The organism is Novosphingobium sp., from assembly GCF_024642085.1.
Classification (GTDB): Bacteria; Pseudomonadota; Alphaproteobacteria; order Sphingomonadales; family Sphingomonadaceae; genus Novosphingobium.
This window is the reverse complement of sequence record NZ_JAHEBV010000023.1, coordinates 19,837-32,573: the sequence shown is the minus strand read 5'-3', so window position 1 is coordinate 32,573 and position 12,737 is coordinate 19,837. Positions and strand designations below refer to the sequence as shown.

8 protein-coding genes are annotated in these 12,737 nt (G+C 60.9%); 3 read left to right on the top strand and 5 right to left on the bottom strand.

The genetic code is table 11. The features are described from left to right. Window positions 1–1,204, bottom strand: a 1,204-nt coding sequence (locus tag Q0L62_RS10205) for a TIR domain-containing protein (protein WP_296679445.1), incomplete at its 3' end; no start/stop codon positions are given. Between the two features lie 201 nt (window positions 1,205–1,405). Between Q0L62_RS10205 and Q0L62_RS10200 the strand changes: the two genes are divergently transcribed. The 3 genes from Q0L62_RS10200 to Q0L62_RS10190 are packed head-to-tail and all read left to right on the top strand — an operon-like array spanning window position 1,406 to window position 6,273. After that, the gene (locus Q0L62_RS10200) at window positions 1,406–3,079 is read left to right on the top strand and encodes an FAD-dependent oxidoreductase (protein WP_296679443.1); all 1,674 of its coding nucleotides are present in this window, start codon (window positions 1,406–1,408) and stop codon (window positions 3,077–3,079) included. A 10-nt stretch (window positions 3,080–3,089) separates the two neighbouring features. Then, window positions 3,090–4,073, top strand: coding sequence for a hypothetical protein (locus tag Q0L62_RS10195; protein ID WP_296679441.1), 984 nt, complete (start codon window positions 3,090–3,092; stop codon window positions 4,071–4,073). Then, the gene (locus tag Q0L62_RS10190; protein WP_296679440.1) at window positions 4,066–6,273 is read left to right on the top strand and encodes an NAD(P)-binding protein; all 2,208 of its coding nucleotides are present in this window, start codon (window positions 4,066–4,068) and stop codon (window positions 6,271–6,273) included. The genes Q0L62_RS10195 and Q0L62_RS10190 overlap by 8 nt, the downstream gene beginning before the upstream one ends. Window positions 6,274–6,277: 4 nt before the next feature. On the opposite strand, the gene Q0L62_RS10185 is transcribed toward Q0L62_RS10190, so the two are convergent. The 4 genes from Q0L62_RS10185 to Q0L62_RS10170 form a co-directional block, all read right to left on the bottom strand. Beyond that, the gene (locus Q0L62_RS10185; RefSeq protein WP_296679438.1) at window positions 6,278–8,272 is read right to left on the bottom strand and encodes a hypothetical protein; all 1,995 of its coding nucleotides are present in this window, start codon (window positions 8,270–8,272) and stop codon (window positions 6,278–6,280) included. 91 nt (window positions 8,273–8,363) lie between these two features. Next, a complete protein-coding gene (locus Q0L62_RS10180; protein WP_296679435.1) occupies window positions 8,364–8,723 on the bottom strand; it encodes a hypothetical protein in 360 nt (119 codons plus the stop codon). 97 nt (window positions 8,724–8,820) lie between these two features. Continuing rightward, entirely contained in the window at window positions 8,821–9,843 is a 1,023-nt protein-coding gene (locus tag Q0L62_RS10175) for an alginate lyase family protein (RefSeq protein WP_296679447.1), read from the bottom strand. Window positions 9,844–10,091: 248 nt separating this feature from the next. Then, window positions 10,092–12,728: a TonB-dependent receptor gene (locus tag Q0L62_RS10170; RefSeq protein ID WP_296679433.1), complete on the bottom strand. Its 2,637-nt coding sequence runs from the start codon at window positions 12,726–12,728 to the stop codon at window positions 10,092–10,094. Between the last annotated feature and the right edge of the window lie 9 nt (window positions 12,729–12,737).

Below are 12,737 nucleotides of genomic sequence, written 5' to 3'. Positions count from 1 at the left end.
TGATGGCTTGCAGTGGGGCGTTTTTGCCGACTTGAGATGCGGACCCGGAGTAGACCGGAATATCGTGGCTGCGGCACAGCTCCGCAAACTCGAAAAACAGGCGGCTCTTGCCGGTACCGGCTTCGGCCATGACCCCAATGACCTGCCCGGTTCCTTCGCTCGCGCGCTCAAGACCGCGCATCAGCAATTCGAACTCCTGCTCGCGTCCAACGAAGCGGCTCAGTCCGCGGGCCCGCGACACTTCGAAACGCGAATGGGTGGCAGCTTCGCCAAGGACCCGGAAGGCTCGCGGTCCGGCGCGTTCCAGCTCGAGGAAACCGCCGGCAACAGTCGCCACCGCACTTCCTATGAGCACCGTGCCCGGGGCCGCAAGCATCTGCAACTGCGCCGCGCCATCAAGCGCCAGCCCGGCGGGCGCGGGATTGTTGGCACCAGCAACCACCGACCCGCTATCGAGGCCGCAGCGCAGCCGCGCTGTAGATCCATCGGCGAAACGGGCTGCGCCGACCTGATCGACCAGGGCAAGCGCGGTCTGAACGGCATGCAGCGCGTCCTGCTCGTTGATCTGGTCAAGCCCGAACAAAAGTGTCGCGCCAGTGCTGCCGTTGATGACGGTCGCGTCGAAATTTCTGGCCGCAAGAACGGCTGCAGCCTGAACATTTCGCACAGCCGCATCCCAGTCTTCGGGATCGAGGTCTGTACCGCCTTCATCAAGCGCCAAAGCGGCATTCAGCACCGTAACCTGGCGGCGCTCTGTTGCAGAGCGTACGGGCGATCGCGGAGCGGCATGCTCCGCTGATGGCGCACTTCTGCGCCGCGCCAGGTGATTTGCAATGTCGTCAACCAGGCCGCGCCAAGCAGGTGCGGTCGTATCGCCGGTCCACCCTGCAAGGTCGGCGCTTTGCGTCAGTTCGAACATCACGGGGCGAATGCAGGGTTCCATCATAACAGGAACCAGGGTGCCGTTGCGCTGGGCGACGGCGGCTTCGGAACGGACCCAGCGCGAATTGACCGAACGCTGCGACCACAGGACAACCACTGCCTCGGCTTCATTCAACGCCTTTTCGGTAACGGCATCCCACGCCTCTCCGGTGCGAAGGGTTACATCCCACCACACGTCGAACCCTTCCGCCTTCAAACCCTCGGCATACAGGCGCGCGTGTGCCTGGTCCTTGCGGTTGTAGGAAATGAAAAGTTCCGGCACGCGGCTTACCCCTTGGCTGCGCGACACGCGCGGACGGCCGGTTCCTTTCCTGGAGACTCAGCCACTGCGACGCGGCAATACTTGCATTGCCGGACGATCTGCGCAAACCTTTGTTAAACATCACAGCTGTCCGGGTCGCGCAGCTTCGCCACAGGAGAAATCCATAACGGGTTCTTCTGCCACTGTTTGGGGGAAACGGGCGTGCCGACCAGGAAAGTTGCCATTTTCGGCGGAGGGGTCGCCGGAATGAGCGTAGCCCACGAGCTTGCCGAACGCAGCGGCTACGGCGCCGACTTCGAGATTCACGTTTTCGAAAAGCGCCCTTTGCAGGTTGGCGGCAAGGCGCGCTCGATCAATGTGCCACATTCAGCCAAAGACGGTCGCGATCCTCTGCCTGGTGAGCATGGCTTTCGGTTTTTTCCCGGGTTTTACCGCCATCTGCCCGACACGATGGCGCGGATACCGTCCCACGACGGCAGCGTGTTGGAAAACCTGGTGGTAGCCGATCGGCTCGAAGTTGCGCGGATGGGAGCGCCGCCGATCGTCATCTCGGCGCGCTTTCCCAAGACGTTATCGGATCTGGTCACCGACTTTGAAGCAATGTTCAGCGACACCGGCCTGCATCACGGCGAAGTTTCCTTCTTTGCCGAGCGCCTGTGGCAAGTTCTGACAAGTTGCCAGGACCGCCGCCTCGCGCAGTACGAAGGCATTACCTGGTGGGAATTTCTGGACGCGGACAACCATTCAGAGGCCTACCGCAATCTGCTGGTAAATGGGCTATCACGATCACTGCTGGCCAACGACCCGGTTCATGCCAGCGTCCGTACAGTCGGCGATACCAATATTCAGTTGCTGCTTGGAATGGTCGCACCGGGTCATCCGACTGACCGCTTGCTCGATGGGCCGACCAGCAAAGTCTGGATCGATCCCTGGCGCACCCATCTGGAAGGGATGGGGGTCAGGTTCCATATGGACTGCGCGGCACTGCAGTTCGGGATCGCTGATGGCAAATGCAGCGGGGTCGATGTCGTCACCGGACAGACGCATTCCACCGTCACCGCCGACGCATATGTCTTTGCACTTCCTGTCGAGCGGATGGCATCGGTACTTGATCACAGTCAGAAGCGGCCCGACAATCCGCTTGCAGCCGATCCGCAATTGCAGGGTATCATGGCCGTAAGGGACAATGTGGCCTGGATGAACGGCATGCAATTTTTCCTTTATGCGGACGTGCCAATTACCCACGGCCACCTGCTTTTCGCCGATACGCCGTGGGCGCTGACCGGGATCTCCGAGGCGCAGTTCTGGTCGGACGAACACCTGCCCAATTGCGGCGATGGAACTGTGCGCGGCGTGCTGTCAGCCTGCATTTCGGATTGGGATAAGGCCGGCATCCTGTTTGGGAAGAAGGCCAAACACTGCAGCCGACAGGAAATTGCGGCCGAGGTCTGGGCGCAGATACAGGCGTCGGTCAATGTGGATGGCAAAACCCTGCTGAGCGATGACAATGTGCACAGCCATTTCCTTGACCCCGATCTGGTGCAGCACCCCGATGGCACCGTCCACTTAACCGACGCCGAGCCATTGTTTGTCAACTTCATCGACAGTTGGGCGCTGCGCCCGACCGCAGTTCTGGCAACGCGCAACCTGTTGCTGGCGTCCGACTATGTGCAGACCTACACCGATGTCGCATGCATGGAAGCTGCCAACGAAGCGGCGCGGCGCGCGGTCAACGGCTTGCTCGATCTGTTCGGTTCAGACGCTGATCCTTGCGAACTGTGGCCGCTGCACGAACCGCTTATTTTTGCTCCATTCCGGCACCATGACCAGTCCCGGTTCGACCAGGGCCTGCCGTGGAACGGGCACCTTTTGTGAAAGGGATGTAATGAGCGAGCTGCCCCCCTATGTCACCCGGCCGGCAGAAGCGGTCCACCTCCAGCCGTTTCTGTGCGCCAATACCCAGATGTACGGGTTCTACCTGCGCGCAAACCGCAATGCGATCCAGCAGCGTCTGGTTGATCCAATTCTGAACGCGCCAGCGGGCGGAGCGACCAATTACCAGGCCATTTCCGATCTGGTGCTGATGAGCTTTGCCATGGCCAACCATTGCACCAGTACAATGCCGCCTGATAGTGCCATCGGTTGGGTTACCGAAGGATCGTGGACCCTGTGGGTGCCGTTGGTGACAGTAAAGCGCGAAATGGGCATCGATGTTGCGCAACGCTTTGTTTTTTATCCTGCATACATCACGGTCGATAACAGCTGGTCAGTGGCGGCGGGGCGTGAGATTTACGGCTTTCCCAAGGGCTATGGCCCGGTCAACCTGCCGAAAAAGGGCGATCCGGTCACCCACCTGACAACATCAACCATGGTCATGGAAACCTTCGCGTCGTCCAGCCAGGGCCAGGTCAGACCCCTGGTCGACGTGGTCCAGACCGAGGCTGGCACCATCGGGGGCGAGGTGTGGCGCGATCTGGAGGACGCGGTTTCGGCCATTGCACATTTGCTGACCGGCAACGGCGGCCATCTGATCGTGCCGGGTCTGAACTTTGCCAAGAACCTGATCCAGCTGGCACGCGAAGAGGAAGTGCCGTCGGTATTCCTCAAACAGTTCCGCGACGCTGCCGACGGGACAAGAGCCTGTTACCAGTCAATCCTTGAGGCAGGATCGTTCGTCGACAAGTTTAACGGTGGCGGCCTGTTGACCGGAACCTACCGTGCGACGCTGTGCAATTACGACAGCCACCCGATCCTGACCGACCTGGGACTAAAAGCAGGACCGCAGCGGCTTGAGTTTCCGTTTTGGGTCAACTTCGATTTCACGGTGAAGCAGGGCACCGAAGTGTGGAAGGCCCAAACCAATGGCTGATGCGCCGCAGACGCCCGACAAGCGCCAGAAAGTCGCGGTAATCGGCGGCGGGGTTGGGGCCATGACTGCGGCATTCGAGTTGACCGAACAGCCTGGATGGCAGGACCGTTACGAAATTACCGTCTACCAGCTTGGCTGGCGTCTTGGCGGCAAGGGGGCCAGCGGTCGCAACCATGACAAGGGCGACCGGATCGAAGAGCACGGCCTGCACTTGTGGTTCGGCTATTACGAAAACGCCTTCAACGTCATCCAGCGGGTCTATGCCGCGCTGGATCGCAAGCCGGGGACACCCCTGTCCACCTGGCGCGACGCGTTCAAGCCGCACGATCTTTTCGTATTGATGCAGTTCTACAAGGCCCAGTGGGCCCAATGGCGCCTTTCACCGCCGCACATGCCGGGCGTACCGGGGGATGGATCGGTGCCGCCGTTCTGGCACGCGGTCGACCGCTTGCTTGAATTGCTGCACATACACACCATCGCACTGCCCGGCGAAATTCATGATGCGGCACGAAGCCGCTTGGGTTGCATGGGCATGGTGCTGCGCCCGGTTGAGGCGCTGGGCGTGCACCTGATCAAGGATGCGGAAGCGATTGATTTTCAAACCATACGCAGCGCGGTCCAGCGCCTGGGCGAAACGCCGGATGACGATGCCGCCCACGGCCTGATGCACGATGCGCTGGCCAGGCTTGAGCGCTATGTCGAACAGATCGGCGGGGCGATCAAGGCGCGGCTTGATGCCATGATCGAAAACGATATCGAGGCGGTGCCGTTTCTGCGCCGGGCGCTGTCGCTGATCGAGCTGGGCTATTACATGCTCAAAGGGATCATCGTCGACGATGTCGCGCGCAAGGGTTTCGATCAGCTTGATCATCTTGACCTGCGCGAGTGGCTGGCCAGCCACGGTGCGCAGTCGGGCGCACTGGATTCCGACACGCTGCGGGTCGCTTACGAAAGCATCTTTGCCTTCAGTCGCGGGTCTTATCAGCGGCCCGATCTTGCCGCCGGCACCGGTCTGCGCGGTTTGCTGCGGCTTTCGGGGACGTACAAAGAAGCGTTCGCCTGGAAGATGCAGGCGGGGATGGGGGATACGATCTTTGGCCCGTTCTACGAAGTGCTGGCCGCGCGGGGGGTCAATTTTCAATTCTTCAGCCCGCTGCGCAAGATCGTGCCTTCGGCCGACGGCAAAACTATCGAGCGATTGGAGATCGGCCGCCAGGCGACGGTCAAGGGCGGTGCATCGTATCAGCCGCTGTATGACGTCAAGGGTCTGCCGTGCTGGCCAAGCGAGCCGTTCTACGACCAGCTGGACCAGGGCGAGGCCTTGAAGCAGCAGCCGCTTGGCCTCGAATCCTATTGGACGGTGTGGAAGGATGTGGGCTCTACTACCCTTCAGCGGGGGGTCGATTTTGACATTGTGGTGCTGGGCACGTCGATCGGCCCGATCCCGACGTTCGGTCAGGACATGTTGAACCAAAAGCCAGCATTGCAGACGATGGTCGATAAGGTTGAGCGGATTGGCACCCAGGCGTTTCAGATCTGGACGCGCCCCGATGACAAGAGCCTGCGTCATGCCCACGACGGGGAACAGGTGCAAAAGGCCGGCGTCCAGCCAGTCTATGGGGGATTTGCCCAGCCGCACAACACCGTGGCCGACATGTCGCATCTGATTGACCGGGAAAACTGGCCGGCCGACAAGCAGCCAGGGGCGATTTACTATTTTTGCGGGCCGCTGGCGCTAAAAGATCCGCTGCCGCCACGGGATGACTTTTTCCATCCGGTGTTTCAGGATGCTGCGGCAAATGTCCGTGCGTCGGAATGGATGCGGTCCAACATCCAGTTCCTGCTGCCGGGGACCATGTTCGCAGGCTATCCCGAAAGCTTTCCTGACACGCTGAACTTCCGCATCCTTTACGATACCGACGAAAACCGCATTCCCGCCGTGGCTCATTTCGACCAGCAGTTCTGGCGCGCCAATGTCGACCCGTCCGAGCTTTATGTTCTGTCCTGCAAAGGGACCACGCAGTACCGGCTGCATTCCGCCGATACCGGGTATGATAATATGGTCATGGCAGGCGACTGGACCAGGACAGGCCTGAATTATGGCTGTGTGGAGGCTGCGGTGATGTCGGGCATGGAAGCGTCACGAGCCATCAGCGGCGCGCCCAAAATGATCTTCGGAGAAAACTTTCCCCTGCCGTGATTCCTTAGACCGGCACTGCGATCTGTTTGCCGCCGAATACCGCTTGCCAGCTTTCAATTTCGGCCACCACCACATCGTCGGTGGCGTGGGCCAGGTCGGCCACATCGCCATAGCCGATCGCACCCGGCGGAGCGCTGGCCAGGATGTCGATCCGCTTGGCAATGCCGTCAAGCTTTTCAGCGGTAACCTCGGAAATCTCGCCAAACCGCTCAAAATCGCCGAAATAGCGAACCCCGGCTATCCCTGCGCCAAATGTCGGGAACATGACCCCCAGCACGGTGAAAACCTTCGATACCTTTTCAAACGGTTCGACCGGGATCATGCCGGCATATTCAAAAGCGCGCATCACCAGATACATGGTCACCGCGCCCACGGCGAGCTGGAACAATCCTTCGGAAAGCACGTCAAGGCGGTGATGGACTGTGGACAGTCGGTGCGCTTTGCCGAAGTGATAATCGCGCTGGCCGCGCACATGATCGTTCAGCGGCCCGGTCAGCACACCGCGCAAATATTGCTGCGTTATTGTCATTCGAGGCAGCCCGACATCGCGCAGAACCTGACGGGCATAGAACTCGGGCCAGCTGGCATCGGCACCATGCGGCCAGCGCCCGGTCGGCCTTGCCGCACCAAGGATCATCATCAGCGGGGCATGGCGAAAATATTCCGCGACGCGGCGGGTTTCAAACCAACGAGTGTGAAACGCGCGGCGGGTGCCGACGATCGTGATCAGCAGCACCCCGCACAGCAGTAGCAGTTCGGTGAGTGCGAATACCCATTTTTGATCGACCGTAACGAACGGCAAATAGGCGATGCCGGCCACGATCGACAGGCTGGACAAAACGAAGTTGAAAGTCATCCCGCCGCGGTAGGCATCGGACAGGTGGGCCGATACGCCGTCGCTCCACGCAAAGCGGCGCATCACGTCCTGACCAAGATGGCGGACCAGATCCTGATCGGCACCCGGCAGCGCGGCAGCATGGGCCAGGAATGCCGCGCCGGTTGTGCTTTCGACGGTTTCGGGATGTTCATAGCTTTGGCGCAACCGGCGAAAGCGTTCCGCCCAGGTATTGCCGCCAAACAGTGCTTCGACGCGGCGATATCCGTGGGCCAACGGGTTGCTCCGCTCGCGCCACCGCTCGGCCGTAAGCGCGGTAAAGCCCGGCTTGTCGCCATCAGTCCCAGGGTCGAGCGCCGCCTGCACCAAAGCCGCCAGTACCGTATCGCGATCGGACGGATCTTTTTCCAGCGATACCGTTGCCAAGGCTTCGGGAGCAAGCAGAACGCGCCAGTCGGCCGGACGCGCCGGATCAATCCAGATGACTGGAGAGCCAAGTTCCAGCGCTACGGCGATTGTATGGCCCGTGCCGCCAACGTGGGCAGTGGTAACCCCGTCCCAAAGGCCAATCACCAGGTCCGACTGTTCGATCAGGATCCGCCCCGCCAGCGCAACCCGGCGCGACGCTTCGGCAGCAAAGCGCGATGCGATCCCGGCGTCCTGAGGATTGTCGAGCTTGGCAAGATACAGCGCCGTAATGGCCGCATCGGCATCCGCCAGGTCGAATACCCGCGCCCGGTCCGCCAGGTCGCGGATCGCCGCAGCGTGCTGCTGTGTCGCTACGCCGAGCGCGTCCTTGCCGGCCAGCAAGAGGCGGGCTTCGGTTGGATCCTCGGTCAAGGAATTGATTGCTTTGTTGAGCCGCCTGCCGAACGGCAGCGGAGCGACCAATTCGTACCCGCGTTCAAGCCCCATTCCGCTTGCCATCCGATCGGTTCCGTCAGCCAGCAATGTATGAATGCGGGTAGGAGCAAACGGGCCAACGCTTTGTGCGCCGGGCGCGGCTGCTGTTGCAGCATCGACCAGGTCAAAAATTTGCCTCAGCGTGGCCGCAATGGCGGTTTCATTGGCGGCAAAGCTGGCGTGACCAGCCCGGTGTCCCGTCACACCAAGCGCCAGCCGGACCTGGGGGGACGGCGGTACAGAAACAGCGGGCTTACGCATCGGGCGAAACTGTGCAGGAGTTCCCGCGTGGCGGCAACCGGCAAGGTTCGGTTAGTTGTGCAGTCTTGAAGCGATCCGCCAGCGCGGCAGCCTAAGGCGCGCCTTCGTCGCCGGTGGGAATGGATACCAGGCTTATGCCCTCAACAGTGTCGACTATCTTGCCGCCCACCTTTCCAGCAGCCTCTGCCGAAGGACAGCCGACCAGGACGGCGCTTGCATCCAGCCAGTTGGAGGTCGCGGCGCTTTCGCCCAGGCGCCGGCACGGATCGCCCTTTGCCGGATAGCCATCGCCGAATGCCATCAGGCTGGGCGGGAACGTCGCCAAGGCCGCGGGAACCATTGTTGTTGCGGCGGGATCGCTCGCCGCCGCATCAGGATCGCGGCTTCCGCAGCCAGCCAACAGGGCGGACGAAAGAAACAGCAGCGCGGCATGGTGGATCGTCTTGAGCACCTAAATCATCCTGATTGACCAAGCGAAAGGTTGCAAAATAATCGGCTATCGGGGGCAGTTTGGCAACGGGGATTGGTGCGGGCACGCGCAGCTTATGTCATGATGTCCACAGCAGCGGCTGCCTGATCGGAAAATTGCGGATGACTTCAGGCAGCTGCGGATCAGGATGAAGGCCGCGCCAGATTTTCAGCAGGGCAGGCGCCTTCAGTGCCAGCCCGCCAAACAGCAGGGCCGGGTGCCGCACCGGATAACCTGCGAATGCCTCGACATCGGCGGGATATGGCCACCGTGATTTGTCGGCAATAAACGGTGCCATAAAGTTCAGCGCCCGGGCCAGGCTGCGGCCATCGGGTGTGGTGAACTGCCACAGATTGTCGCCAGGACGCGACAACAGGTGCGCGGTGGTTCCCAGTACATCCAGATTGAACAGGCAGTAGGCATAAGGCTTTGTCCTGACCAGCTCCAGCGGCTGCGATCCGTCGGGCGCGATCTGGTTGGGCAAGAGCGCCGACTTGTAGCGATAGCGGCACCAGTCGGCAGTCTTCTCGTCGCCAGTCAAGACCGCGAACTGCGCCGCTTGCAATACCCACGCACTGCCATGATTGTTGACCTCGTCCCGCTCAGCCCGGCCATTGGCCGAACTGGTCAGCCAGCCTAGGTAATCGCTGAACCAGCCCTTGATCGCAGCTTCGTTGCGCAAACGAAAACGTTGCCGCCCGGGCTCGCCAAGAACCATCACCGCGCGTGCAGTCTCGACCAGGTGCAGCGTGTCGATGATGCCGATACCGCGCCCGGTGTTCACCCCGATGATTGCCTGGGCATAGGGCAAGGACGGATTCATCCGCCGCGCTGGATCGACGAACCAGGCATCAAGATGGCGCTGGGCTGCGTCAGCATAGCGGCGCTGTCCGGTTGCAAGCCAGGCGGCGACCAGGCCCGGCACGATGCGGCTCATCCGGATAAGGGCCAGCCGGTGCGCATCGAACTTGGCCGGGTTGGAAAAACCGTCCCGTCGAATATAGGGCCCGCCGGGATTGGCCGGGTCGGACCACCAGTAATCGCCCTCGGAATAGTAATCGTGCGCGCTGCCCGGACTGCGCGGCGCGGTAAAGTCGACGATCGTTCGGACTTCATCGTGAAGATAGGCGGGGCCGTTCTGGACCGCGCGGCGCCGCTCAATCGACCGGAAATCGATGCTGCGGCCGGCGGCCCTGGCCCCCCTTGGCAGCAGCAGCGCGATGCCGGCGGCGGGCAGGGCTCCCAGCAGCGCACGCCGGCCAAGCCGTCTTGATGGTCCGACATCGGCGGAGAGGCGGGGATCGGCATGATGACCCCCGGCCTCTCCTTCTGTTTCTAGTCGTTTGGTAATCAGTATTTCACCCGCAGGCCGACGCTGAAGCGGCGTTCGGACAAGGCATAGCTGTTGATTGCGTTGGGGGTGAAGTTGCTGATTTCCCGTGTAGCCGACTGTTCCGGCATCAGGTTTTGCGCCTGGAATGACAGCGCGATTTTCTTGGTTATGTCGATGCCGACCTGGGCGTCGAGCTGCGAACGCGCGGCGATGATTTCCGGGCGCCCCTGCGTAAACTCGAACACCGCATCATCGCGCCAGTTGTAAGCGACACGCGCCGAAATCGGACCCTTTTCGAACAAGGCGACAAGATTGTAGCTATGCTTTGAAGTGGCCTGCAGCGGGAAGCCATTGCTGTCCTTGCTGTCAGCGTAGGTGTAGTTCGCGATCACGCCAAAGCCGTCGAATGGCGAAGGCAGGAAATCGAAGAACTGCGTGATGCCGATTTCAAAACCCTTGACCTTGGCACTTGCAACGTTTTCGGGGCGAACCACCCGCAGTAGCCCAAGGCTTTCGAAGCCGGGTATGATTGCTTCTGAAGTGTTGGTGATGATGAAGTTTTCGACCTTCTTGTAGAACAACGCACCCGAAATGAGCGAAGTCTTGCCGGTGTAGTATTCGAAGGACAGGTCAAGGTTACTCGAGATCGGTGGCGTAAGCTGCGCGTTGCCCGACGTTGACGAGCGGTTGGTTGCATCGACGAACGTCGACGGCGCCAGATCCTGGATCCCGGCACGCTGCAGGGTTTGCGAAGCCGACAGACGCATCAGGAAGTTGTCGGTCACATTCACCACCAGGTTCGCGCTGGGCAGCACGTTGGTGTAGCTGTTGGTATCTGTCCGCGGGGTAAGCGGGCCGGAGCCAAGCTGCGACAGGGTATCGACCGTAAGATCTGTGTTGCTGATCCGCACCCCGGCGTTTGCCTTGGCTGGACGGCCGAACAGTTCACCTTCGGCATCGAACATCAGGTAGCCCGAAAGGGTCGTTTCCTTGAACTTGAAGTCGCGGGTGGAATTGCGCGCCAGCGGATCACCGGGAGCGGGCGGTTCGCCGATGACCGGGGTGATTGACTGCTTGATAATATAGTCCGATCCCGGCGTGGCAGTCAGGAACTGGCGCGGGAAGTTGCCCGGGATGCCTGCCAGGAAGGTGGGATCGCCGGTCAGGTTCAGGAACGGGGCAAGATCGGCATTCGTTGCGTTGGCGCGGCTGCGGTAGGACGTGAAATCGGACCGCAGATCAGTGTAGCGCACACCGGCACGCACTTTGACGGCACCGCCGGGATTGTAGCCAAAATCAAGGCGGCCGGTCTTTTCATCCAGGTTGGCAGGCAGCAGGTTGGCGCGGATGGTCAGGCGATCGGTACGCTGCGGATAGTTGGACAGGGCAAGCGGATTGAACGGTGCGCCCGTCGTGGTTGTCAGCGTCAGATCGGGCAAATTGCGTCCGCGGAAATCGTAAGTGCCGATGACCGAGTTGTTTGCGGTCTGAAGAGTGAACACTTCGATCTTCTGGCGCAGCGTGCCGCGACTGTAATAGGCATCCGCCTCAACCGAAAGCCTTCCGTCGTCGTATTTTGCATTAAGCCCCGCCAGCATGGTCGTGGTCGGATCTTCGCGTGCCTGGCTACCGGTACGGATGTTGCCCCGTGCGCTGCCGGCAACGGCATAGTTGTTTTCCAGTATCGGATTGCTGACGACCAGGCCGGTGGCCGTGTTGGCCAGATTGAAGGCAATGAACTGGTTGGTACGGTTGGCTTTTTGTTCGGAATAAATGCCGTCGGCAGTGATCGTCAGTTCCGGAGAAACGCGAAACTGGATGGCACCGTTGATGCCAAAACGCGAACGGTCAATGTCGGTGTTTTCATATTGCAGCAGGCGGGGCACGAAAATCGGCTGTGTCGCCACACCATTGACAACCGCGGGCACCCCGTTGAGCGCATTGAAGAAGTTGTTGCGTTCAAACAGCTGAAGGTGCGAGCTGCGCTTCTGGTAGTCGGCCGAGATCAGGATGCCGATGCTGTCGTCAGCCAGCTTGGTCGTGAACAGACCGGCAAAGCCTGGCTCGAACTTGTCGGCGCCTTCAGAATAGGTGCCGCTGGCGCGCAGAGAGACTGTGGTCCGCTTGAAATCAAAGGGCTTGGGCGTGACGAGATTGACCGAGCCGCCGAGTCCACCTTCAACCTGGCTGGCCAGCGGTGATTTGCGCACTTCAAGCCGCCCGAACAGCGATGACGGAACAGAATCGAGACCCGAAGAGCGTCCAAGGTTGTCATTTTCGGGAGGCGAGACGCGGGCGGACCAGCCCAGCAGAGTGCGCCCGTCTACTTCCACCCGGACCTGTTGCAGGCCGCGGATGTTGACTGCCTGGCCTTCGCCGAACACCCGGCTGATCTGCACGCCCGTGACCCGCTGCAGCGCCTCGGCGATATTGGCGTCAGGCAGTTTGCCGACATCCTCTGCGGTGATCACATCAAGCACCTGATCGGCGTTGCGTTTGATTTCTGCCGCCTTCTGCAACGAGCCGCGAATGCCGGTCACGATGATTTCGCTCGATTCAGGTTCGGGCTGCGGGGCGGGGGCAGTTTGCGCCATTGCCGGGCACGCGATGCAAGCCAGCGCGGTACCGGCCAGGAACGTGATTTTGCGGTTCATGTTACTCTC

What these genes read in the sequence shown, in the direction of transcription:
- Q0L62_RS10195 (WP_296679441.1), top strand. Translation starts at nt 3,090, where the DNA reads ATGAGCGAGCTGCCCCCCTATGTCACCCGGCCGGCAGAAGCGGTCCAC.
- Q0L62_RS10190 (WP_296679440.1), top strand. Translation starts at nt 4,066, where the DNA reads ATGGCTGATGCGCCGCAGACGCCCGACAAGCGCCAGAAAGTCGCGGTA.
- Q0L62_RS10185 (WP_296679438.1), bottom strand. Translation starts at nt 8,272, where the DNA reads ATGCGTAAGCCCGCTGTTTCTGTACCGCCGTCCCCCCAGGTCCGGCTG.
- Q0L62_RS10170 (WP_296679433.1), bottom strand. Translation starts at nt 12,728, where the DNA reads ATGAACCGCAAAATCACGTTCCTGGCCGGTACCGCGCTGGCTTGCATC.